At 32.2% G+C, this 25681-nt stretch carries 20 protein-coding genes; 14 read left to right on the forward strand and 6 right to left on the reverse strand.

Annotation, left to right across the window (positions count from 1 at the left end; translation table 11 throughout):
* Nucleotides 1-6 precede the first annotated feature (6 nt).
* Nucleotides 7-639, reverse strand: coding sequence for a DUF4271 domain-containing protein (locus tag MARIT_RS16210; RefSeq protein WP_024740218.1), 633 nt, complete (start codon nt 637-639; stop codon nt 7-9).
* Between the two features lie 85 nt (nt 640-724).
* Here MARIT_RS16210 and MARIT_RS14545 point away from each other — a divergent pair, with 85 nt between their 5' ends.
* From MARIT_RS14545 to MARIT_RS14555, 3 genes are read left to right on the forward strand one after another with little or no spacing between them, the layout of a single operon-like run.
* A complete protein-coding gene (locus MARIT_RS14545) occupies nt 725-1447 on the forward strand; it encodes a polyprenol monophosphomannose synthase (protein WP_024740219.1) in 723 nt (240 codons plus the stop codon).
* 1 nt (nt 1448) lies between these two features.
* Entirely contained in the window at nt 1449-2786 is a 1338-nt protein-coding gene (locus tag MARIT_RS14550; protein WP_100211888.1) for a dihydroorotase, read from the forward strand.
* 60 nt (nt 2787-2846) lie between these two features.
* Nucleotides 2847-3236 (forward strand): DUF4296 domain-containing protein, encoded by a 390-nt coding sequence (locus tag MARIT_RS14555; protein ID WP_231975162.1) that lies wholly within the window; start codon nt 2847-2849, stop codon nt 3234-3236.
* Here MARIT_RS14555 and MARIT_RS14560 read toward each other — a convergent pair.
* Together MARIT_RS14560 and MARIT_RS14565 are read right to left on the reverse strand one after the other, a co-directional pair.
* Nucleotides 3224-4225 carry an NAD-dependent epimerase/dehydratase family protein gene (locus tag MARIT_RS14560; protein ID WP_024740222.1) on the reverse strand — a complete coding sequence of 334 codons (1002 nt, stop codon included), beginning with the start codon at nt 4223-4225 and terminating at the stop codon, nt 3224-3226. The genes MARIT_RS14555 and MARIT_RS14560 overlap by 13 nt on opposite strands.
* A gap of 72 nt (nt 4226-4297) precedes the next feature.
* Nucleotides 4298-5350: a hypothetical protein gene (locus tag MARIT_RS14565; protein WP_100211890.1), complete on the reverse strand. Its 1053-nt coding sequence runs from the start codon at nt 5348-5350 to the stop codon at nt 4298-4300.
* 188 nt (nt 5351-5538) lie between these two features.
* Here MARIT_RS14565 and tyrS point away from each other — a divergent pair, with 188 nt between their 5' ends.
* Nucleotides 5539-6831: a tyrosine--tRNA ligase gene (gene tyrS / locus MARIT_RS14570; protein ID WP_100211891.1), complete on the forward strand. Its 1293-nt coding sequence runs from the start codon at nt 5539-5541 to the stop codon at nt 6829-6831.
* A 1-nt stretch (nt 6832) separates the two neighbouring features.
* Here the strand turns inward: tyrS and MARIT_RS14575 are convergent, their stop codons facing one another.
* Nucleotides 6833-7018 carry a hypothetical protein gene (locus tag MARIT_RS14575; protein ID WP_024740226.1) on the reverse strand — a complete coding sequence of 62 codons (186 nt, stop codon included), beginning with the start codon at nt 7016-7018 and terminating at the stop codon, nt 6833-6835.
* A gap of 622 nt (nt 7019-7640) precedes the next feature.
* Here MARIT_RS14575 and MARIT_RS14585 point away from each other — a divergent pair.
* The 10 genes from MARIT_RS14585 (at nt 7641) to MARIT_RS14630 (ending at nt 21285) form a co-directional block, all read left to right on the forward strand.
* Nucleotides 7641-8441: an MbnP family protein gene (locus MARIT_RS14585; RefSeq protein WP_024740228.1), complete on the forward strand. Its 801-nt coding sequence runs from the start codon at nt 7641-7643 to the stop codon at nt 8439-8441.
* Nucleotides 8442-8728: 287 nt separating this feature from the next.
* Nucleotides 8729-9769, forward strand: a complete 1041-nt coding sequence (locus MARIT_RS14590; RefSeq protein ID WP_100211893.1) for a cytochrome-c peroxidase — start codon at nt 8729-8731, stop codon at nt 9767-9769.
* The gene (locus MARIT_RS14595) at nt 9732-10724 is read left to right on the forward strand and encodes a hypothetical protein (RefSeq protein ID WP_100211894.1); all 993 of its coding nucleotides are present in this window, start codon (nt 9732-9734) and stop codon (nt 10722-10724) included. The genes MARIT_RS14590 and MARIT_RS14595 overlap by 38 nt, the downstream gene beginning before the upstream one ends.
* An 89-nt stretch (nt 10725-10813) precedes the next feature.
* The gene (locus MARIT_RS14600; RefSeq protein ID WP_100211895.1) at nt 10814-13168 is read left to right on the forward strand and encodes a TonB-dependent receptor; all 2355 of its coding nucleotides are present in this window, start codon (nt 10814-10816) and stop codon (nt 13166-13168) included.
* 93 nt (nt 13169-13261) lie between these two features.
* Nucleotides 13262-14518 carry a PepSY-associated TM helix domain-containing protein gene (locus MARIT_RS14605; RefSeq protein WP_100211896.1) on the forward strand — a complete coding sequence of 419 codons (1257 nt, stop codon included), beginning with the start codon at nt 13262-13264 and terminating at the stop codon, nt 14516-14518.
* A gap of 74 nt (nt 14519-14592) precedes the next feature.
* Nucleotides 14593-15135, forward strand: a complete 543-nt coding sequence (locus MARIT_RS14610; RefSeq protein WP_100211897.1) for a DUF2911 domain-containing protein — start codon at nt 14593-14595, stop codon at nt 15133-15135.
* A 136-nt stretch (nt 15136-15271) separates the two neighbouring features.
* Nucleotides 15272-18091, forward strand: a complete 2820-nt coding sequence (gene leuS / locus MARIT_RS14615) for a leucine--tRNA ligase (RefSeq protein WP_100211898.1) — start codon at nt 15272-15274, stop codon at nt 18089-18091.
* A 105-nt stretch (nt 18092-18196) separates the two neighbouring features.
* Nucleotides 18197-19153: a hypothetical protein gene (locus MARIT_RS14620; protein WP_100211899.1), complete on the forward strand. Its 957-nt coding sequence runs from the start codon at nt 18197-18199 to the stop codon at nt 19151-19153.
* 52 nt (nt 19154-19205) lie between these two features.
* A complete protein-coding gene (locus MARIT_RS14625; protein WP_231975163.1) occupies nt 19206-20402 on the forward strand; it encodes a peptidogalycan biosysnthesis protein in 1197 nt (398 codons plus the stop codon).
* Nucleotides 20403-20418: 16 nt separating this feature from the next.
* Nucleotides 20419-21285 carry an acyl-CoA thioesterase gene (locus tag MARIT_RS14630; RefSeq protein ID WP_100211900.1) on the forward strand — a complete coding sequence of 289 codons (867 nt, stop codon included), beginning with the start codon at nt 20419-20421 and terminating at the stop codon, nt 21283-21285.
* Nucleotides 21286-21337: 52 nt separating this feature from the next.
* On the opposite strand, the gene MARIT_RS14635 is transcribed toward MARIT_RS14630, so the two are convergent.
* Together MARIT_RS14635 and MARIT_RS14640 are read right to left on the reverse strand one after the other, a co-directional pair.
* Entirely contained in the window at nt 21338-22786 is a 1449-nt protein-coding gene (locus MARIT_RS14635) for a DUF5689 domain-containing protein (RefSeq protein ID WP_100211901.1), read from the reverse strand.
* Between the two features lie 43 nt (nt 22787-22829).
* Nucleotides 22830-25595, reverse strand: a complete 2766-nt coding sequence (locus tag MARIT_RS14640) for a carboxypeptidase regulatory-like domain-containing protein (protein ID WP_100211902.1) — start codon at nt 25593-25595, stop codon at nt 22830-22832.
* Nucleotides 25596-25681 lie beyond the last annotated feature (86 nt).

Consider the following 25681-nt stretch of genomic DNA (forward strand, 5'->3'; position numbering starts at 1 on the left):
TTTCCTTTATTTAATAGTTAATTTATAAAGAATAAATAGCGGTGCTATTTCGAGTGTGCAAAGGTACAAAATAAAATAAAACAACTGACTTAAAATCAGCTTTTTGTTATTTACTAAAATTAACACGAATCTCAAAGCGACTAAAAGGGTAAAAAAAACGAATAATACAGTATTATTTTCACAAGCATATAATCTAATGATAATGACAGGAAACAACCACAAACACAGCGTATAAAGATATCCTACTTTAGTTAACAAAAAATATCTCACCTCATTAAAAACCCCCAATATCTTACTGAGTAAAATATCTGTAAAAATGCGAAAAGAGATAAAACTAATAATAAAGATATTTATCATAGAGAAATCATAGAGATTTCCTCTTCTTAGGGGCATTTGAAGATAAAAAAACAATGATAATACCAGCGAACTAAACAATACCAATAACATATAAAAAAAAGAAAAGTGCGATAGGTTTTCTGCCGCTCTCTTTACCATAAAACCTTTGGTAAAAAAAGAAAAAGTATAACCAGCTAGCTTTTTGGGGTTAAACATCTTCATTAATGATAGCATAATTATTGCAATGACTACTAACACTGTAATCCAACTATCCAATAAAATTTCACGTTCAATTGCCTGCACAAATATGTTTTTAGCTCTCCATTTAACACAAAATTAGTGATAAATTAGTGTATCTTTGCCTTACTTGCAGAAGAAATTTATTTTTATGTCAGATACGCTTGTAATAATCCCTACATATAACGAAAAAGAAAACATAGAGGCTATTTTGCGAGCTGTTTTTTATCAAAAGAAAAAATTTGATGTCTTAATTGTGGACGATAATTCACCAGATGGGACTGCCGCAATTGTTAGCAAAATGCAGGCTTCTTTTCCTGATCAGCTTTTTTTAGAAAAAAGATTAAAAAAAAATGGATTAGGAACTGCTTATATTCATGGTTTTAAATGGGCACTTGCTAAGAAGTATGATTACATCATAGAAATGGACGCTGACTTTTCTCACGATCCAAACGATTTAATTCGATTATATGATGCTTGTAAAAATGGAGGAGCCGATGTATCAGTAGGATCTCGATACTCTACTGGAGTCAACGTTGTCAACTGGCCTATGAGCAGAGTGTTACTCTCTTATTTTGCTTCAAAATATGTTCGCTTTATTACTAGGATACCTGTGTATGATACTACTGCTGGTTTTGTTTGCTATCAAAGAAAGGTATTGGAAACTATTCAATTAAACAAAATCAAATTCGTTGGATACGCTTTTCAAATAGAAATGAAATTTAAAGCATGGTTACATCAATTTAAAATACAAGAAGTTTCTGTAATTTTCACAGACAGAACATTAGGTGAGTCTAAAATGAGCGGAAGTATTTTTTATGAAGCTTTATTTGGAGTTATCAAAATGAAAATAAAAGGATTACCAAAACGATAACATGAACAACTATTTAATAAAAAACGCAACAATCGTTAATGAAAACAGTACCTTTATAGGTGATGTTTTAATCGAAAACGAATGGATCTCAAAAATTTCAAAAAACATTACCCCTTCAGAAAACAGCACTGTTATCAATGCGGAGGGAAAATACTTAATTCCAGGAATGATTGATGATCAAGTTCATTTTCGCGAACCTGGATTAACCCACAAAGCTAATATTGCAACAGAAAGTAAAGCCGCTATCGCTGGAGGTATCACCTCTTTTATAGAAATGCCCAATACCGTTCCTCAAGCAACTACTCAAAAACTATTAGAAGATAAATTTCAAATAGCTTCGAAAACCTCATATGCAAACTATTCTTTTATGTTTGGAGGAACGAATGATAATTTAGAGGAACTCCTAAAAACAGACCCTAAAAATGTAGCAGGGATTAAATTATTCTTAGGATCTTCTACTGGAAATATGCTTGTTGATAATGAAGAAGTCTTGGAGAAAATATTTTCATCAACCAAAATGATTATTTCTGTACATTGTGAAGATGAAGCCACTATAAAAAATAACACCGCTAAGTTTAAAGCTACATATGGAGATGATATCCCTATCAAATACCACCCCATTATCAGAAGTGAAGAAGCTTGCTATTTATCTTCTTCTAAGGCTATTGAATTAGCAAAAAAAACAGGTGCTCGCCTACACATATTCCACCTATCTACAGAAAAAGAAACGCACTTATTCCGTAATGACATCCCCTTAGAAGAAAAACAAATTACAGCAGAAGTTTGTGTACATCATTTATGGTTTACAGATACTGATTACGATGAAAAAGGAACTCACATCAAATGGAATCCCGCTGTAAAATCGCAAAAAGATAAAGACGGATTATGGAAAGCTTTACTGGATGACCGAATTGATATCATTGCCACAGACCATGCACCTCATACCTTAGAAGAAAAATCAAATGTATATACTAAAGCTCCCAGTGGAGGACCTTTAGTACAGCACGCTGTACTTGCTATCCTTGAAAAGGTAAAAGAGCAAGTTATTTCTATTGAAAAAGCTGTAGAAAAAATGTGTCACAATCCTGCTAAAATTTTTAAGGTAGAAAAAAGAGGGTTTATAAAAGAAGGGTTTTATGCCGACTTAGTGTTGATTGACCCTAACAGCTCTTTAAAAGTATCTAAAGAAAATATATTATACAAATGTGGTTGGTCTCCTTTTGAAGGAACCGAGTTTTCTTCAGAAATTACACATACCTTTGTAAATGGCAATTTAATGTACAATCAAGGAAAGTTTAATGAAGAAATAAAAGGAAAACGCTTATCCTTTAATAGATAAATGAAAATATACATATATATAATAGTGGTGTCCTTTTTGGTTTCTTGTACAAGCAATACAATGTACGAAAAACCAAAAGGACTCATCCCAAAAGATACAATGGTCTATTTGCTAACGGATTTATTTATTGCTGCTTCGGCCAGACAAGAAAAAAATATTTATCTTAAACGAAGGGAAAACTACCTCCCTTTAGTATATCAAAAATTTAAAATTGATAGCCTCCGTTTTTATGAAAGTAATATTTACTATACTTCTAAAATAGAAGTATATGATGAAATTTTAAAGGCTGTTAAAAGAAACGTTGATACACTTCAAAAAAAATACGAAAAAGAACTAAGAACCAAAGATTCATTGGATGCCGAAAAGCGAAAAGAAATTAAAGATGAAGTTGACACGATAGTTCCTACAAAAACAATGCGATTCAAAAAAAACAAAAGTCAATTTAAATAATTCTCACAAACCTCTTGAACAACTTTATGAATAGGTGTAAACTCAATATGTAACCTTCCTTTTATTTTAGCTGAAGAATAATAAGATACGTTATGAGAAGATTTTGCAGTGTTCTTAACCAAGAAAGGCTTTTTGCCTGTTATTATAGTAAGCAGCCAATCCATTCTCCAAACAATGGACGTAACTAGCTTCCCTACTTTAATGAATGCTCTTTTCTTTTGAAAAAAATCTGCCATTAAAAACAGAATATTTCTAAAAGATTTATTTTCTGACACTAGAATAAATCGTTCATTTTTCGAGGAAGACTTCATTAAACTTATCATTACCTTTACTACATCTTGCACGCCAATAAATCCTGTGACTCCTTCTGTGTAGAACCGAAGCCCATTATAAACCTGTGCAAATAGCTTTCCCGAACCTTCTTCCCAAAAACCACTCCCTAAGATTACTCCTGGATTTACAATAACAACATCAACTCCTTCTTGACTCCCTCTCCAAACCTCCATTTCTGCCCCATATTTAGTAATAGCATACCCATGATTTTCACCTGTTTCAATCCATTCATTCTCTTCTGTAATCAACTTTCCTTCTATGGAGTCTCCTACAGCTGCAATGGAGCTCACAAAACATATTTTCTGAATACCTTTATCAATACATAAATTTACAACATTAGCAGTTCCTTCAATGTTTACTTGACGCATTTTCCTATAATCTTTAGGGTCAAAAGAAACCAACGCCGCGCAATGATACACCTGTATTACCTCCTCAAATACAGGTATTAAAGAAGGAAGCTCCGTAATATCAGCCCGTACCCACTCTATTTTATTAAATCTTCCTAATACATCATCAGTATAAAAAGAAAACACCTTTTTAACCTTTTCAATTTTTTCTTCAGTTCTATAAATCGCTCTAATACGATGATTGGCTTCTGTCAAATAATACAATAAATGTGATCCAACCAAACCTGTTCCCCCAGTGACTAAAATCATACTTCAAAAATAAGCATAAAAAAAAAGCCATTTAATTAAAAATGGCTTTCTTAAAAATTATATCGATTTTCCTTATTGTTTTACAGGAATCGCGTTTACCTGAACTTTCACATCAAAAGTAATTTTTCCAGCAGAACCAGCACCAGCATTAATAGCAACTACCTTAATCAACCCTTTATTTCCATATTGATCTACAAACTCCACAACATCTCCAACCTCTAATCGTTGAATACGTTGACTAGCAGGCTGCTCTATAAAATCTAAATCTGCTCCCGAGGCAACTGCATCAAAATCTGCAGTAGAAATCTTAAAATAAAACTTATTCAACTCCGCCAAGTCAGCCCCCACAAACTCAGAAACATGTAACCCTTCAGCTCCATCTTTCTTAAATACTTTTGGAAAATCAGCTACAGAATAAAAAGAAGCTCCTGTTGTATTTCCATAAAAATAACCAAAATCCCATAAAGCTAAAGTTTCGGTTCCATCATTAATTTTATACACTTCTTCATTAAATAATGAAAGAAAAGTTTTTGAAGTACCATCTGCTAATGGAGCTGCTAATATCGTTTGTGTAAAGCTCGTAAAACCACTAGCTTGCGCACCGTTACCCGCTTTAATAGTGATAGTACCATAAGCATCCTCTGCAATGGAGTTTCTTTTAGATATATCTCTAAAATCCCCTCTATCATTTGTTGTCCAAATAACATACTGCACAACATCATCCGCTCTTGATGGGGTATCAAAATCAAAAGTAAAGTTAAAAGAATCTTTATCATCACCATCTAAATCAATAGAACCATCACTTTTTTTACTTCCTAAAGGGTATTCATAAGGCTGAGGACCTTGATGGCTACTAAAAACGTTTTTTGTCATGTAAATCCTACGCATCTTTTTATCACCTGTAAAGCTTACTTTTACTTTTACCTTACTTCCTGCTTGGGCAACAATATCAATGCTTCTTTCTTCTGAAGCAGCATTCGTAGGATTTACGATTATCTCGTAATTCTTATCCGTGTTATCATCAATGTCTTTAAAAATTTCATTTCCATCATCAGTACAACTTGTAAAGATTAATGAACTAGCTATAAAAGCGACAATCGATAAAGGTTTCAATAATTTTTTCATTCCTATTTTTTATTATTTTATGGGTTTATGAATTAAGACACTAAAGATATCAAACAGTCACTAAATACAGTTGTTTTTTAGATAAAAAAAAGTAAACCACTCTTGTAAAAAAGGCTTCTAACCATTTATTTTTTTATGCCTGTTTTTTTTAAAAGAGTATATTTGCGTACCTAAACGCATGATACATAATGAAAAATTTTATTAAAGAATTACAATGGAGAGGAATGCTACATGATAGCATGCCAGGAACAGAAGAGCACCTTATGGAACAAATGAGAAGTGCCTATGTTGGTTTTGATCCAACAGCTGATTCTTTACATATTGGAAACTTGGTTCCTATTATGCTACTAGCACATTATCAACGTTGTGGCCATAAGCCAATTGCCTTAGTAGGAGGAGCTACAGGAATGATTGGAGATCCTTCAGGGAAATCATCTGAGCGAAATCTACTTGATGAAAAAACATTACGCCACAATCAAGAATGTGTAAAAAAACAATTAAGTCATTTTCTAGATTTTGAAAGTAATGAAAATAATGCCGCTATTTTGGTGAATAACTACGATTGGATGAAAGATATTTCATTTCTAGATTTTATTCGCGATATAGGAAAACATATTACTGTAAATTACATGATGGCAAAAGATTCTGTGAAAAATCGTATTAGTGCGGAATCAAAAGAAGGAATGTCCTTTACTGAATTCACTTATCAAATGGTTCAAGGGTATGATTTCTTGCATCTATATAAAGAAAGCTCTGCTACCCTTCAAATGGGAGGATCTGATCAGTGGGGAAATATTACTACAGGAACTGAATTAATACGTAGAGTTGGAGGAGGAAAAGGCTATGCTATTACCTGCCCATTAATTACAAAATCAGATGGTTCTAAATTTGGGAAATCAGAAGGTGGAAATGTTTGGCTAGATGCTAAAAGAACATCTCCTTATAAATTTTACCAATATTGGTTAAATACTTCTGATGAAGATGCTGAGAAATACATCAAAATTTTCACTTTTTTAGATGAATCAACAATCCATACTTTAATTGAAGAACATAAGGAAGCTCCCCACGTAAGAATATTACAAAAACGCTTAGGAGAAGAAGTAACCGTTCTTGTACACGGTAAAAAAGAATATGACAAAGCAATTGCTGCTTCCAATATCTTATTTGGAAAATCTACTGCAGAAGCTTTAAAAAGTTTGGATGAACAAACCTTCTTAGATGTATTTGATGGTGTTCCTCAAGCAGAAGTTTCTAAAGAAGACGTTGAACAAGGTTTAACCATGGTTGATTCTTTAGCAGGAAAAACTAATTTCCTAAAATCTAATGGAGATGCCCGTAGAGCTCTAAAAGAAAATGCTGTTTCTGTTAACAAAGAAAAAGTTAAAGAGGATTATACTATTAGCTCAAAAGACTTGATTGCTAACAAGTATGTATTATTACAACGAGGAAAGAAAAGTTATTTTTTATTAAAAGTCGCTTAATTTAAGAAGCAGCTTTTATATCAAAAGTTAAAGGGCATCGCTTACAGTTGATGCCTTTTTTTTGATATTTATTACAACATCTACTCTTTGGTTTTACACAATTGGCAATACAAATACGATCACAGGTATCCGATTTCTCAGAAACCAAAGATGTAACCCCTTTATTTTCAGTATAAAAAACAATCATCTTATATAAATATGACGCAAATGTAACAAATTTATTTAGAACAAATAAAAATAAAATAAATTTACCTTTTATGTAGCTTCTTTATTAAAAGTAAAATACCTTTGCAGAAAATTTGTCCATTAGTACGTTTTGATTAAACAATTAATTACATATTTATTTGTTTTTTTATATATGGTTGCCATGTTGCGCCCCATAACACCGTTCGTGGAATATGCTATTAATTACGATTATATTTCAACAGTTCTTTGTATTAACAAAGACAAACCTCAATCAAGTTGTAAGGGGAAATGTCAATTAATGAAAAAGCTAGAGCAGCAACAAGAAGATGATTTCAATTCTTTACAAATATTTATGGAGGAATATCCTATAGGTTTTGTACAGTTCATAAACTTTACTGGTAAAAAGCTTCTCTATACATATAAAACAAGGCTTTTTTTCTACAAACAAAATTATTCCTATTTGTTTGAATGTTTTACTTTCCATCCACCTAACGTATTTTTTTCATAAGCACTCATACTTTATGCCTCTGTACAATACATGAGGCATACGAACAATTAAATCTTTAAAAACAACATTCTAAAAAACTAACTTTTGTTTATTTAGGATGATAAACACATACAACATGAAAAAAATATTCACTTTATTAGCAATTACCTCAATTTTTACTTTCACTTCTTGTAGTGATGATGATACTCCTATAACACACGGAGGAAAAAATAACGTTTCTATTGAATTTGACAGCTCCTTCAATGAAGATGATTTAATCTTAGGAAGCTCATATATTAATGGTAACGGCGAAAACTTAACGATATCCTCTTTTGATTATATCGTAAGTAATTTTGTTTTAATTACTGAAGAGGGAAAGGAAGTTCCTTATCCAAAAGAAAAAAGTTATTTTATTATTAGCGAAGGAGGAAACGGTAAAGATAAAAATGTGAAGGTAATGCTCAAAGATATGCCTGCTGGAAAGTATATTAAAATGAGATTTGGTATCGGCGTAGATCAAAAAAGATATATGGAAGGGCAAGCTGCTCAAGAAGAATTTTGGACAAAAGCAGAAGGATATAATTTAACATGGAACTGGCAAGCGGGATATAAATTTGTCGTTTTAGAAGGTAACGTTAAAACCAGCGGTCAAGCAGACAAAGAAAAATTCATGCTGCATATTGCTAGTCGTGGTACCTCAATAGATTTATACAAAGAAGTAGAAGTTTCTATGGAGACCGCTTTAGTTGATCACGATAAATCTCCACAAATCCACATAAAGGTAGATGCCAGTAAAATGCTAGATGGTACTCATAAAATTAAGCTTTCAGAAGGCACTACTATCATGGGAGGTGAAAAAGCCAGCTTAATAGCCGATAATAATAAAGAAATGTTTGCTGTTCATCATGTTCATAACGGTAGTGACAGCCACCATTAAAAGCCTAAAACCAACAGGTATATACATCAACACCTGTTGTTTTTTTAATCATCTTATAGTGAAGTTAGCTTTTTCTCACAACGTAGCTAAGGCTATGTTACTCAAAAAAGACGTATTAGGGCAAAAAACCCTAAATTTTCGCTTCAAAACAAAAAGTTGAAATCACTTCAGTAAAAAATCATAGTTTAAAAATATCCTTTCCCTTTTACTTTTTTTTACAAAAGTGGAATTGAACGGAACACGCATGTTTTTTACAAGCTTATGATAAACTCATCAAACATTAAAAGATGAAAAAAATTATATTATTAATTAGCGGGTTGATCTTTTTTACAAACTGTAATAACGAAACTGTAAAATATGAAAAGGTGCCATTACCTTTTGAAAAACCTAGTAATTTTCCTGAATTAAAATATAACTTAGAAAGTAATCCTTTGACTGATAAAGGATTTGAACTAGGAAAAAAACTATTTTATGATGGAAGATTGTCTTCTGATGGTGCTGTTGCTTGCGCTTTTTGTCATCAACAAAAATTCGCATTCACTCATCATGGCCATCAATTCAGCCATGGCGTCGAAGACAGAAAAGGAACTCGAAATTCGCAACCTATACAAAATATGGTTTTTCAAAGCCAATTCGCTTGGGACGGAGCAGCTTTTCATTTAGATTTATTCCCTATCATTCCCATAACTAATGAGAATGAAATGGGAGAAACCGTAACTAATGTTCTTGAAAAACTTCAACAAGATCCCTACTATCAAGATTTATACACGCTGGCATTTGAAGATGGTAAAATAAATACAGAAAATACCTTCAAAGCACTTTCTCAGTTCATGATCATGATGGTTTCAGCAAATTCTAAATACGATAAGTACATTAGGAATGAACCTGGAGGTGATTTTACGGAAAGTGAAAAAGAAGGGCTTCGTTTATTTGAAAAGAAATGCGCTTCTTGTCACAAGACTGCTTTATTTACTGATGATTCATTTAAAAACAATGGATTACCTATCAATCCAGAAATCAACGATGTAGGAAGAATGCGTGTAACTCTTTTGCCTGAAGATAAATATAAATTTAAAGTTCCTAGTCTTAGAAATATTGCTCTAACAGCTCCTTATATGCATGACGGCAGGTTTGGATCATTAAAATCTGTGCTCAATTTTTATGCTAATGGAATGCAAGAAACAGAAAACCTAGCCCCTATATTAAAACACGACAATGGTTCTTTAGGTATCCCTATGTCTTCAGAGGAACAACAAAACATAATCCTCTTTTTAGAAACTCTAACAGATAATGAATTTATTAACGATGAAAGATTTAAAGAAAAATAATATTCTATTCGTACTACTATCTATACTATTTTCAGCAAACAGCATAGGAAACAACCCATTCCCTACAAGCTATGAATCTTTTTTAGAAGATTGTGATGCTTGCGGATGTGGTAATAACGGAGGTAGCTTAGGCATGGGAGGTGTTATCGATAATAATTTTATCGGTATTAGGTATTTATACCAAAAGTACAACTCCAAAGATGGAATTTTTAATAATTCGCCTAGCATTGATGAATCATTTAATACGATACAAATTTGGTCTCGAATTCCTATTACTGAAAATATAGAAATTCAAGCCTTCGTTCCCTTTCATTTCCATCATAGAAACTACATCAATAAGACAACCTCTATAAATGGACTCGGAGATATCAGTTTATTTGCTAATTATACCTTACTAAAAAAACAAAACAGTAATTATATAGAAACAACCGATAAAATTACCTCAACAAATCATTTGTTAAAAATAGGTGGAGGAATTAAAATACCAACTGGAAAATTTGATGAAAAAATAAATAATACTATCAATCCTAGCTTTCAATTAGGCACAGGAAGTATTGATTATATGACAAATATTCAATATACATATAAATATAATGAACTAGGGATGACTAATTTTTTAAATTACTACTTTAAGACAACCAATGAAAAAGAATATAAATTTGGGAATCAACTCAATTTCAGCAGTTCTTTTTTTTACGTTTTTAAAGACAATCAAAATCATTCTTTCGTACCTTCTTTAGGTATTTCTGGTGAGTTTTACAAAAGCAATAAAAAATTCAATCTCGAAATCAAAAATACTAAAGGACATGCTTTATTTTCAAATATTGGTATGGAGTATAACACTGAGAAATTAACCTTTGGTGCATTAGCTATATACCCCATAAACCAAAAATTAGCTCAAGGAACTATTGAAATAGAGTACAGAACGAGTATCTATCTTAACTACAATTTTTAATTTTCTATTTCAACTGTAAACTAAAAAACACAATAATAATAGAGTTATCTCTTAATAACAAGCTAGTAACTCTATGTTAAAATACAATCATGAATAACAAAATTTTAATCATCTGTATAGCAATTATATTACCTATAATGTCTTATTCGCAACAGATATATACAGGCAAGATTATTGACCAAAACAACAATCCTGTTGTCGGTGCTGCTATAATTTCTTTAGAAAACAAAAACAAAGGAACTACTACTGACCTTCATGGATCTTTCAGCATTACACTTACTACTCCTAGCGTACAAATATCTAGCATTGGTTTTAATACCAAAACGATCACACTACTAAAAAAAAAGAATCTTATTTCTTTAGAGGAAACCATTGAAAGCTTAGAAGAAATTATTGTATCAGCAAGTAGAGAAATCCAAAAAAGAAAAGAAATACCAGCTGCTATAGGTGTACTAAGCTCTACTCAAATAAAGGAAACAAAAGCTTTTGGTATCGAACAATTAGTAAATCAAATACCTGGAGTTTTTATGAGCACTTCAAAAGCAGCTAGTAACGAACAGCATTTCATGGCGACTAGATCTCCCATATCTACGAAATCTTTATTTCTATACATTGAAGATGGACTACCAATTAGGCCGGTAGCTGTATTCAATCATAATGCTTTATTAGAAATGAACTCTACTGCGTTTAATCGCGTAGAAGTTTTAAAAGGACCTGCTTCTAGTATTTATGGTAGTGAAGCTATTGGAGGTAGCTTTAACTTTATCACTAAAAACCCCTCAAAAGAACTAAGCGGTTCTTTAGGTCTTCAAATTAATAGTTTAGGACTCACTAGACAAGAAGCTGATATTTCAACTACAGTAAACGAAAAATATGGTTTTTATTTTGGAGGACATCATATAGCACGAAAAAATGGCCCAGTTGCCCATTCTAACTACGAAAAAACGGCACTGACGTTTAAAAATGTGAATGATTTCTCTGAAAATTTAAAATGGATAAACACCGTTACATTCATTGATTATCGTTCAGATATGTCTGGCTCTATTTCTGAAAAAAATTATCTTGATGGAGACTATAAGAGTAATCAAACATTTACCGAAAGGGAAGCCAAATCAATCCGATTTCGCTCTTCGTTAAATAAAATATGGAATGACCATCATAAAACATCTTTCAATTTTATATACCGAAATAATGAAATGAATCAAATTCCTTCATATAGAATTAAACAACATAGAGAAAATGGAAAGCTAACAGGAACTGGAACTGGTGAAATCAATTCCAATAAGTTCACCAGTTATGTAGGTTTAATACAACATAAAATTGACTTTAACTTTGCAAGTGCATCTTTAATTACAGGAGCTACAGCAGATTTTTCTCCTCAAGACTATATAGCAGAAAAAATTGATGTAACAGTAAATACCAATAATGCACAAAACATAGCCTACTCCCTAAAAAAAGACGCTGACATACTCAACTATGATGCCGATATTTTTAACTATGCAGGCTATGCTCAATTTGAAATTTCTCCATTGGAATCTTTAAAGTTTACTAGTGCTATTCGTTACGATGGCTTTTCTTATGATTACAACAATCGGATAGAAGATATCGCTGGGGTAAAAGATACTAAAGTTACCTATCATAATATTGCTCCTAAACTAGGGCTTAATTATAACATAAATAGAAACTCCGGTATTTATGTAAATTACTCGAAAGGTTTTACTCCACCACAAACGGCATCTTTATTCAGAAATTCTAAGAATAAAATGGCCGGAAATACTGTTTTTGATCTTAACCCTGCTAAATTTAACAACTATGAAATTGGCGGATATTTCTCAGTTCCTTCAAAACTAAAGTTAGACATTGCATTATATCAACTAGATGGAAAAGACCGTCTGATTTCTATCAGAGATGCAAATGGTAATTTTGCACAAAAAAATGCAGGAAAAACACGCTCAAGAGGTATCGAATTAGGAATAAAATATAATTTCTTAGAGCACCTTTCTTTTTCCTACAGTGGAAGTTATGCTACGCATAGATATACCCGTTTCTTTCATAGAAATATTGATTATTCTAATACAGATATGCAAACCGCTCCTAATTATTTAGCCAATGCTAGCCTTACTTACAAACCTATTCAAAATTTAAATATAAGTTTAGAACATGAACAGATTGGAAAATACAATACCAGCTTTGAAAATCAAGCCATTATTGGTAAAGACACCAATGGAAATAGTATTAAAGGCACCTCTACTTATAAAGGGCACCATGTGTTTAACCTAAGAATAACTTATAGAATCAAAAAACTTGAAGTTTGGATGCATGCTTTAAATATATTTGACCAGTTATATGCTGTAAGAGCTTCTTATAGCCCTTGGAGTAAACAAAATTCCTATAGCATTGGAAATCCTAAGGCTTTCCACCTCGGTGTAAAGTATAACTTTTAAACCAGAATCATATTAGGTTAATACTCACTTGAATAAACTTTATTCAAGTGAGTGATGCTTATAACATTATATAATCTAAGGAAGTATCTTTTCATGAAAAATCGAAAATTAAACCAATGGATCTGGAAGTGGCATTTTATAGGAGGAATCATTTCACTTCCTTTTGTACTAGTCCTTTCAATAACAGGAGCTATTTATCTATTTAATCCAGATATTGAAAAGAAAGACGTAGCCTCTTTTCAAAAAATTACGCAAAAGCAAGAAAAACAACAACTATTATCTTATCAAAAACAGTGGAAACTCGCTCAAAAAGCCTCTAAAAAGCCATTAAATAGTTTGATTATCTCTACTGACTCACTAGTAAATACCATATTTACATCAGGAAGGTTTGGTGGAAGAAAAAACATATATATCAATCCTTATTCTGGAGAAACAGTAGGTACTTTTTCTCCTAAAGATTCTTGGATGTATAATATCAGAAAACTGCATGGAGAGCTACTGGGTGGTAAAATAGGCACAAAGATTATAGAACTGGTTGCTAGTTGGATGGTTGTACTCATTATTACGGGGTTGTATGTTTGGTGGCCATTCAAAAAAGGAATTAATGGTGTTTTTTTAATTCGTTTCAAAAAAGGGAAACAGCTCTTCTATAGAGATATACATGCTGTTATTGGTTTTTGGATTTCTATTTTATTATTGATAACACTAGCAGGAGGGTTACCTTGGACAGATATTTTTGGAAGTAATTTTAAATGGGTTCAGAAAATCACCAATACAGGATATCCAAAAACATGGAGCGGTAAAGGACTTGCTTCAGTTCCTGCTGAAAAACCTATTACCTTAGACGAAATGGTAATCATAGCTAAGCAACAACAACTAAAAGGAATTACAAGTATAGGCTTACCTAAAACTTCAAAAGGTACCTTTAGTGTTTCTAATAAAACTTATGATTTAGCTAGCCAGAAAATGCTACATTTCGACCAATACTCTGGAAAATTAATCAAACAGCACAACTGGAGTGATGTAGGTGTTTTAATGAGGGGGAGAATGTGGGTAATGGCTTTTCATCAAGGTCAATTTGGTACTTGGAACTGGTGGGTAATGTTTTCTTTAGCAATTATACTTACAATAATGAGCTTATCTGCTTTAGCTTCTTATTTATTAAGAAAAAGAAAAGGTCATTGGGGAGTTCCTAAAGTACCATCAAAATTTAAAGTGGAAAAAGGAATCATATTCATACTCATACTATTAGGAGTGATATTACCTACTTTTGGAATTAGCCTAATACTTATAACACTCATTAACACACTGCCTAAAAAGCTTATTTTTTCAAAATTATCTTCATTTTAACAGTGTCTTTATGTAAGGAATTATACATTTAAAGACTAGTGTAATACATAAATTAATTTTTAGATCTATATAAAATGAAAAAAAGAATTTTAGCATTGGTTGTTTTGGCAGTAACAATACTGTTTTCTAATGAAATTACAGCCCAAAAGTTTGCAGGACTAGATAAAAGCCCTATGGATGCTGCTACCTACCCTAGTAGTTATAGAGTATCAGATAAATTAGTGAAAATTATTTACAGTCGCCCTCAATTAAAAGGTAGATCTCTAACAAAGTTAGCACCTGAAGGAAAAGTTTGGAGAACAGGAGCAAACGAAGCTCCCGAAATTACTTTTTATAAAGATGTTACTTTTGGAGGAAAAAATGTAAAAGCTGGCACTTATACTTTATTTACAATTCCAGGGAAAGAAAATTGGACCTTTATCTTAAGCACTGCTAAAAATGTTTGGGGTTCTTATTTTTATAAAGAAAATGAAGATGTAGTTCGCGTAACAGGAAAGCTTTCAAAATCTAAAAAACCTATTGAAGCTTTTTCTATTGCTTTTGATGGTAAAGATAATGATGCAACTATGTACCTAGGATGGGGAACTACTGTTGTGTCTGTTCCTGTGAAAGGATAACGAAAAACAATCATAAAATACATAAAAAAACCTTTTCGGGAAGAAAAGGTTTTTTTATGTATTTTATTTCAATGTAATGGATGTTTTATACTTCCAAACAATAAGCGTAAATTTGCAGCTTCTTAAAAGATATACAATGCAATACAATCACCAAGAAATAGAAAAGAAATGGCAACAGTTTTGGGCAGATAACCAAACTTTTAAAGCCAGCAATACATCGGAAAAACCTAAATACTATGTTTTAGATATGTTTCCTTACCCTTCTGGAGCAGGGCTACACGTTGGACACCCTTTAGGTTATATTGCAAGTGATATCTATGCCCGTTACAAACGTCATAAAGGATTTAATGTATTGCATCCTCAAGGATATGACTCTTTTGGTTTGCCAGCAGAGCAATATGCTATTCAAACAGGGCAGCACCCTGCTATCACTACAGAAACAAATATCAAAACTTACCGTCGTCAACTGGATAATATAGGTTTTTCTTTCGACTGGTCTAGAGAAGTGAGAACTTCTAATCCGGAATATTACAAATGGACTCAATGGATTTTTATACAACTGTTTAACTCTTGGTATAATAAAGACACTGATAGAGCCGAAGATATTTCAACCCTAATTTCAACATTCGAGTTAGCAGGAAATGCAAATGTAAACGCTGTTTCAGATGAAAATACAACTTGCTTTTCTTCAAATGATTGGAAAACTTTTTCAGCTACAAAACAGCAAGAGATTTTATTACAATATCGTTTAACCTTTTTATCTGATACAGAGGTTAACTGGTGCCCTGCATTAGGTACCGTTTTGGCAAATGATGAAATTATAAACGGACTTTCTGAGCGAGGATCACACCCTGTTATTCGTAAGAAAATGACTCAGTGGTCAATGCGTATTTCTGCTTATGCCCAACGTTTGTTAGATGGTTTGCAAAAAATTGATTGGCCTCAACCTTTAAAGGACTCTCAAACCAACTGGATTGGCCGCTCTCAAGGAGCAATGGTCTCTTTCAATATCAATGGTCATGATGACAAAATTGATGTATTTACAACACGACCTGACACTATTTACGGAGTTTCTTTTATGACTCTTGCTCCTGAGCATAAATTGGTTAGCCAAATTACAACTGCTGAGCAAAAAGAAGCCGTTAATGCTTATATAACAGCAACAGCCAAACGTTCTGAAAGAGATAGAATGGCTGATGTTAAAACTATTTCTGGAGTTTTCACAGGAGCGTACGCGCTACATCCTTTTACAGGAAAACAAGTTCCTATTTGGATTGGTGATTACGTATTAGCTAGCTATGGAACTGGAGCTGTTATGGCTGTTCCTTGCGGAGATCAACGTGACTATGATTTTGCAAAGCACTTTGGATTAGAAATTCCTAATATTTTTGAAAATGTAGCTATCTCTGAAGGGGCGCATACTGATAAAGAAGGCACTAAAATAGCTAATTCTGACTTCTTAAATGGCCTATCTTATAAAAAAGCTATGAAATTAGCTATCTATGAAATAGAACAACGTGGCTTTGGGTTTGGAAAAATTAATTACCGTTTACGTGACGCCGTATTTAGCCGCCAACGATACTGGGGAGAGCCTTTCCCTGTGTATTATAAAGAAGGAATGCCTCAAGTAATTGCTTCCAAATATTTACCGATCGTGCTTCCAGAAGTTGAAAAATATTTACCTACAGAAGACGGAAAACCTCCTTTAGGAAATGCAACTGCTTGGGCATGGGATACCACTACGAATACAGTTGTTGAAAATAATAAAATTAATCATAAAACTATATTCCCTCTAGAATTAAACACCATGCCTGGATGGGCAGGAAGCTCTTGGTATTTCAATCGCTATATGGATGCTAACAATCAAGATAGCTTTGTTAGCAAAGAAGCGGTTGACTATTGGAAAGAGGTTGATTTATATATAGGTGGCTCTGAGCATGCCACAGGGCACTTACTATATGCCCGCTTTTGGCAAAAATTCTTATTTGACAAAGGGCTATTACCTACAGATGAATTTGCAAAAAAACTAATTAACCAAGGTATGATTTTAGGAACCTCTGCTTTTGTTTATAGAGTAGAAGGAACCAATACTTTTGTTTCTAAAGGACTAATTGCCCAAAAGAAGGTACAACCAATACATGCTGATGTTTCTCTAGTAAATTCTTCAGATGAATTGGATATAGAAGGCTTTAAAAACCACCCTTTAAACATCGATTTTAAAAATGCAACGTTTATCTTAGAAGAGGGTAAATATATAGTTGGAAGAGAGGTTGAAAAGATGTCTAAATCAAAATACAATGTAGTCAATCCTGATTTGATTTGCGAAGAGTATGGTGCTGATGCTTTGCGTTTATTTGAAATGTTTTTAGGTCCACTAGAACAAACAAAACCTTGGAAGACTTCAGGAATATCAGGAGTATCTTCTTTCTTAAAAAAATTATGGAAGCTTTATGTTGGCTCAGAAGGGATTACTGTTTCCGATGCTGAACCAACTAAAGAAGAACTAAAAACATTGCATAAAACAATAAAAAAAGTAGAAGACGATATTGAAAACTTCTCGTTTAATACTTCTGTTTCTACCTTTATGATTGCAGTAAATGAGCTAACTGCTCAAAAATGTAATAAAAGAGCTATCTTAGAACCTCTTTTAGTATTAATTTCACCATATGCACCACATATAGCAGAAGAGCTATGGAATCAATTAGGACATAATACTTCAATAGCTACTGTACGCTTTCCTAAGTTTGAGGCTTCTTATTTGGTAGAGAGCGCTAAAAACTATCCTATTTCTTTCAATGGAAAGACACGTTTTACCTTAGAGTTACCTTTAGATTTAAATAAGGAAGAAATTGAAAAAATTGTTATGGCAGATGAGCGAACATTATCACAGTTACAAGGAAGGACTCCTAAGAAAGTAATTGTAGTTCCTGGAAAAATTATCAATATTGTAGGATAAGTTTATGTATCTCTATGCATTTTAAAAGCTCCTTTGTTTAAAAATCAAAGGAGCTTTTTTACATGGAGAATTAAAAATATTCTCAAATTTGCAATAAAAAAAATTATGACTAAATCATTTTTTAACAGGTCTTGGTTATTTCTAGTAATTCCTGTTGGTTTTATCCTTTTTGTAATTGCTCCTGAAATTCAAAAAAAATATAATGATTACAAAGAACATCAAATAACACTTCGAAATAACATTTATACATTAGATTCTTTAAAACAGCTAAAAAAAACAAACACTAAAGACAATCATTTAATTAAAAAATTAGAAATCACTATCCCTATCCACACAAAGGTTTACAGAAGACAAAAATTTCTGTATTATAAAACAGGAGGTTTATTAATTATTTTAATCCTTATGGGTATTTATATAATAGGGCTTTGCCACAGTTCTAATAAAAAGAAAGCAACTAAAAGCAAAAGGATCAATTTTAATTTTGAAAACCCAGAGAAAGATAGAATCGCTCAGCAAATTTCATGGAACTCTTTAGAAAGTAGCAGTAGTAATTTTAAAAGTGAAATTTTAAAAAAGACGAAAAATGGATACCAGATAATGGCCAGTCCAGTTATAAAAGTATTTGCTTGGAGCTTCTTTTTAATCGGGGGAAACTACCTTCTTTTCTCAATCGTTCAACACTATGAATCACTCTGTTCTTCATTTTCTTTTATACAAATAGGTAAATTATTCTTTACTTCTGGAGGTCCTTTTTTACTCACAGGAATCTTCCTTATAGCCTTATCTTTACCCAAGGTTTATATCAACACCTTTAAAAAAGACATTACTTTTTTTAATAAGAAAATTTTATTTCAGGAAATATACGCACTACAAATTATAGAAAAATTCTCTAAAAGCAAGCGCTCTTCAAATAGTTATCCTTCTTATGAATTAAATATAATTACTAAAAACGGTAATAGGTATAATTTACTAAATCATGGAGATAAAACTCACCTTTTAAGCGACATGGTAAAAATAAGCAAAGTTCTAAAAGTTCCTATTTGGAATAAAATCATCTCATGATTTGTATTCAGTAAACTTTTAGTAATTTACGCCCCAATTATAAAGCTCTTAAGTGAAGATTTTATCCTGTAATAACAATACCCCTAATGCTCGTTATTTTTTATCAATAAACGAAATTCCAAATGATCTTTGGGAAAAACTTCAATGCACTAATAACAACTACTTTAATCCCTTATATTTAAGCGCACTAGAAGTAAACAATCCACAAATTTCATTTTCCTATATTGTTCTACTAGACATTCATCAAAATCCAATAGCCTTTGCAAGCATACAAATCCTTGATTTTTATCTAGATAATGTTCAAAACAAAGTATTATCAGCTGTAGAAAAAATAAAATCTATTGGGCATAAATTAGGAGTTATCTCTACAGAAAAACCTCTTAAAATAGTAACTTGTGGAAATACCTTTGTAAGTGGAGAACATGGAGTTTTTATTAAAGAGCATGAAAACAAAAAAGAAGTTATAAAAGATTTAGCAAGAGCTATTACAAACTTTCCAAACTCTAAAAAAGATCTTAAGAATAAGGTTGATGCTTATATGTTGAAAGACTTCATACAAGAATCACTTTTTATTACTGATGAACTTCATGGTTTACAGTACTACTCTTTCAATGTAGAGCCTAATATGGTGCTCTATTTGGATGAAAAATGGAATGATTTTCATGATTATCTAGCAGTATTAAAAACAAAATTCCGAGTAAAAGCAAAAAAAGCTTTTAAGCAAAGTATCGATTTAGATACTAAAATTATTACAGAAGATAATATTGATCTTTTCTTGCCTAAAATGGAAGAGCTTTATAAAAAAGTTTCTACCAAAGCAAACTTTAATCTGAATGATTTCAATATAAACACCTATAAAGCACTCAAGCAAAATTTAAAAGAAGCTTATATATTACAAGCCTATTATTTACAAGATAAAATGGTAGGTTTTTTATCAGGTATGATAAATCAAAATGCATTGGACGCTCATTTTGTAGGAATAGACTACGAACTAAATAAAACATATGCTATTTACCAACGTATGTTATACGACTATATAGGAATCGCTATTAAAAACAAATTAAGCATTATTAATTTTGGACGTACCGCAAGCGAAATTAAAAGTTCTATTGGAGCTGTACCACAAGATTTAACTATTTATTTACGCCATAAAAAATCAATTCCAAACCGAATTCTCAGCTTGTTTTTAAAACGAATTCAACCTACTGAATTTAAGCAAATGCATCCTTTTAAATCAAAAAATTCATAAAAAATTACCTGTAAAGATGAAAAACGCACAAGAATTACTAGAAATCCTTACATTGAAAGATTTAGGAAACAATGATTTTGAAGGTACTAGTAAAGACATTGGAAGCCCTAATGTTTTTGGAGGACAAGTACTAGCACAATCATTAAACGCAGCTTATAGAACAGTTTCTGAAAGCCGCTTTCTACACTCATTACACTCTTATTTTTTAGAAGCAGGAAATTTAGAACTACCTATCACTTATCATGTGCAACGAATTAGGGATGGTGGTAGCTTTTCTACACGTAGGGTAACTGCCTCTCAAAATGGGAAAACCATTTTTATTTTAGCTTGCTCTTTTCATAAGGTAGAAAAAGGGTATGAGCATCAAATGCCCATCAAAAAAGAGATAAAACAACCTGAAGAATTATTAAGTTGGACAGATATTTTAGATCAATTTGGCGCCTTTTTACCTAAAAAACTAAAAGCTTTTTTAAGTATTGAGCGCCCTATTGAATTCAAACCTACCGAAGTACCTAACCCGTTAGAAGTTAAAAACCTCCCTCCCGTTTTAGATGTATGGTTCAAATTAAAAGGAGCCACCACTAATTTAAGTTTACCTATAAAGCAACAAATACTAACCTACCTCTCCGATTATAATATCTTAACAGCTTGCTTGAATCCAAATGCTAGCGAAGCTAATTTTGGAAATACGCAAATGGCCAGCTTAGATCATTCAATGTGGTTTTATAGAGATTTTGATTTTAATGATTGGATGCTTTTTTCTATAGAAAGCCCTAACTCCTTTGGTGCACGTGGCTTTGCTTGTGGAAATATTTATACAAGAGATGGGAAATTAATAGCCTCTGTTGCTCAAGAAGGTTTAATGCGTCCTATGAAAAAATAGTCCTTAACAACATCCTCTAAATTTCTTATGCTACTTTCTTATAATGAAAACCCTATTCACTCCCTGTAAACTTAACATTATCAATACGGAAAGTAGTTGTAACTGTTCCATCTCCTCCTAAATATCTAAACGCTAAATGAATATTTCCAGACAAACAAGAAACATCAACACTACCTGAATTGGTGAAATTCGTTTGATATCCTGATACTGGACCATCTGCTAGTTTCGCATCTTCTATATGCAACCACGTTGCACTTTCTATATCTCCTGTGAAATCAGCAGCAACCCATATTGACAAAGCTTCTCCATTATTGTATCCTGTTAAGGTGTCAAAAGATAGAGACTCATTAATCGAAGCGTCTAAATTAATTGGAGGACTTACCAACCACACTTCCATTGGGTTTTCTCCTGACCTGAAAGCGCCTAATTGTACTGAGTTATTCCCATTACTTTTATTCAACGCAAATAAATTATCCCCTCCATTCACATTGACATTTCTCCATCCTTCTACTTCTAAATCAGTTATTGAGTTCCTGTTTTCAAAATTTTCTTCATATATAACAATCCCTGTATTTGTACCCTCCGAATCACAAGCCAAAACAGTAGGATCGCATCTATTCAACTCAACAAAATCTAAATCAGAAGGCGTATTAACTAATAGCACAAAAAAATCAGCACCAAAATCCTTTGATAAGACAGCATTAATTTTACCACTTTTACTAGGCAATCTATTAGATTTAAAACTAGCAAAAGTACTTGTTTGCAAAAAGATAGAGTTCCCTGTTTCACATTCTAATAAAGCCCTAAATCCATCATACTGATCATTTACTTCTCCCGAAAAAGTTTTTCCTAGTTGCTGCTTTTCAAATTGAATCCCTTCTAAAGAAACAAAAGTATTTATATATTTTTCTTCTATTTGCCTTAATCGAATGGTCGTTGGCTTTATAGCTTCTACAACAGATGATCTCACTATATAATCTCGATAAGATGTAGAAGGAATCGCTTCTAATCTTCCCATATAATTTAAAAGCCCCAATGTAAACTTTCCTGGAATGGCATTGGTAGGGTTGATACTATTTAAAGGCTGACCATCATCATAAGTTACTGTTAGCCCATCCAATTTGAGATACACTTTTCTACCAACTTCATATACCTGATTTAAAGAACTACTATTAACTCGAACCTCAAGACCTGCATTAGGATTCGTTGGACGATCTTGTATTATCAGCTTTTTATAAAAATTACCTTCACTATCATTAGAAATAACATAGCCTATAACATATGTTGGTTCTTTCCTAATCGGATAAGTGTATGTTAACTTCCCATTTGCTCTAAACTCCTGCATTAAATCTTTCTGAACTTTATGGATGGTCAACTCTGTATGAATCTCAGGTTCTTTTATTACAATATCCGGTATCGTAAAACTATGCTCTATGCAAGAGAGCAAAAAATTACTTATTACTAATAAAACACAAATGCCTTTAATTTTAATTATTTTCATCTTTCTCTTTTTTTATTTTTTACAATTTCATCAAATAACAAGTTCAAAATGAATACGTAAGATTAACAAAATAAGTTGCCCCTCTCCCATACCAATATTGATTCCCGAAGATTGGATTTTTCAATGCTTTATCTTCTTTCAAACCTCTATAATCAGCATTTCTACGCTGCTCATAACCTCCTGTTTTATATATTGTATCTAATACATTATTAACACTTACAAAAAGCCCTATATATCGATTTTCTCCTACTCTCCATGATTTTCCTCCTATCACATTTATTATTAAATAATCACTAAATCGCTCTTGTTCGAGTAATTTTTTTGCTTCTACCGGTTCATAATCATTAAAAGGCAAACCATCTACTGGATCTAAAGAAAAGATAGCAGTTCTAGCTAATGGAGCAATAGCAACATAAGCGTTACTAAAATAATTGGCTGTACTTCCTACGAACCAATATGCTGGATCTTTATATTCAAACCCTATAGAATATGCACTATGAGGACCTCCTGCCAACCTATAATTTTTTAAAAATGAAACTCCTTCAAATTGCCTTTTCCCATCATAATAAAGGTATAAATCAGGATTACTATCATAAAAATATTGCCCTATTCCTACAACTCCTTTTATATTAACTGTTGGCATTATATTCAACTCAACACCTAACTCCAAACCTATATTCTTTTTATCAATTCCTACCAATGCTTCCTTAGAAAACGAGCGTCCATTTACATAATAAAATGAAACTTCACTCATGTCTTTTATATGAGTATAATATCCTGTTAACTTTCCACTAACTATAGGAGTTCTCAAGATATAACTAATATCAGCACTTAATTTTTTCTCTTCCGTAACATTGGGTATCACTTCATTACTCTCTCTGATATTTATAAAAGTATTTTGAACATTTGGGGCTTCAACCATATACCCCCCATTAAGCTCCAACAAATGCCTTCCATTTACTTTATAAGTTACACCTGCTTTCCCTTTTACACCTGTAAAGCTTAATGAACTACTATTTCCTAATGAGGAGTTGGGGTACTTTCCATTCTTATACATCCCTTTTCGCTGATATGTTGTTTTTAACATATTTGCTGCTATATAAAAATCTATTTTTTTATAATTGAACTGTGCCTGTATAAACCCATCAATAGTATTTGCATAAAGCTGATAATTATACTTAAACCGATTTCCTCTTGCTACAACTCTATTAGGAGTTAGGTTATTTACTTGCTTACTTTCATAAGTATCTCCAAACGGATCAATATCTAAATATCCAACTCCTCCTAGAAGATCTAGAACCTCGGCAAAATTGACTGAATTTACTCGTTGATATTTTATTTTTGCATTCAGTTGTATATGTTTTGTCAATGCTACATCAAGAATACTATTGACTACGAACTGTGTTTCATCATTACGATCTTCATACAAAATATATGCAGCATTTCCTTTAGTTCCTAAATTCTTTTCATACAATTCACTCCATTTTAATTGCCCATTTTGGATGAAATCTTGCATTACCTCATAAGCATTAGAATAGCGCTCTCGTAAGCTATAGCTTGGAAGCTTTTTATAATAAGTAGGAATCGGATTTACCCCTCCTAATGCTCCTATAAAAAAATTCCCTTCTCCATCCTTTACATTTTTATTTAAAAATCTCCCATTGTACTCCAATCGACTATTCCCTATTTCTCCAAACTGATACAATAAATTTGTATTTAAACTGGCCTTATTAGAAATAGTCCAATAGTGATTACATAAAAACAAGGGCTCTTCTACCCTTTTTATACGCGAATTTCTTTTCTTCCCTTCTTGGTTCCCCCAATAAGGATTGTATTTAATTCCTTTTAGTTTATACACCTCTTCCGTATTTGCTGAAGATTTTCCTCTTTTACTAAAAGCAGCAATTCCTGTAAGATTAATACTATGCTTATCATTCATTTTATTTTCTACAGAAATTAATAACGAGTTTCCATCATATAACGTTCCATCTACAAATCCTTCTTCTCCGATTCTCTTCCCTGCTGAAATAGCAAAAGCCCATCCATTCTTTAGCATTCCAGAAGTATAAGACGCCATAATTCTTTGCTGATAACTTCTATTAGTAGTGGCCATTGATAGTTTGATTCTTTTTCTATATTCAGAAGCCCTCGTATTCATATTCACGGTTCCTAAAAGCCCTCCAAAACTAACATTTGAAGCCCCTAAACCACTGGTGAAATCTTGGTTTCTAAATACATCATTAAGCCCTCCCCAATTGCTCCATAAGGGTTTCTTTGTAGTAAACTTATTCATTTCAACCCCGTTGATTAACACCTTACTATTTTCTGAATTTAACCCTCGTATCTTAAAAAAAGAAGTACTGAAATCAAAGGCTGCTGCTCGTAAATAAATTCCTTTCGATGCCTGTAATAACCCTGAAATATTATCTATGCTATTTCTTTCTGAATCTAGTTCTTCATCGGAAATTAGAATTGTACTCATTTCTGGCTCTTTGATATCGTTTATCTCATCCATAAGAAGCTCTCCTAAAAGTATCCTTTTTCCTAATAAAACTATTGGATATTTTTGAGCACTATACCCTTCCTTTCTAACTTCTAGTAAATACTCTCCATTAGGAAGACCTTCGAATACAAATATCCCTTTAAAGCTTGTTTTTCTTTCTAAAGAAAGTTTTTTGATATAAACAGCTACACCTTCTATAGGTTTTTTCGAATTGCTATTCAGAATCGTGCCTTGAATGAAGTTTTGAGATAACGAAGAAAAACTATACAGTAAACTCAATAGTATTATAATTCCATTTTTTTTCATAGCTTTCGATTTTTCTTTTCCAATTCAAATGTAACTATTTAAAAATCAACATTTAACATTATTTGTCATTTAAAAAAACATTTTTT

The organism is Tenacibaculum maritimum NCIMB 2154 (assembly GCF_900119795.1).
Taxonomy (GTDB): Bacteria; Bacteroidota; Bacteroidia; order Flavobacteriales; family Flavobacteriaceae; genus Polaribacter; species Polaribacter maritimus.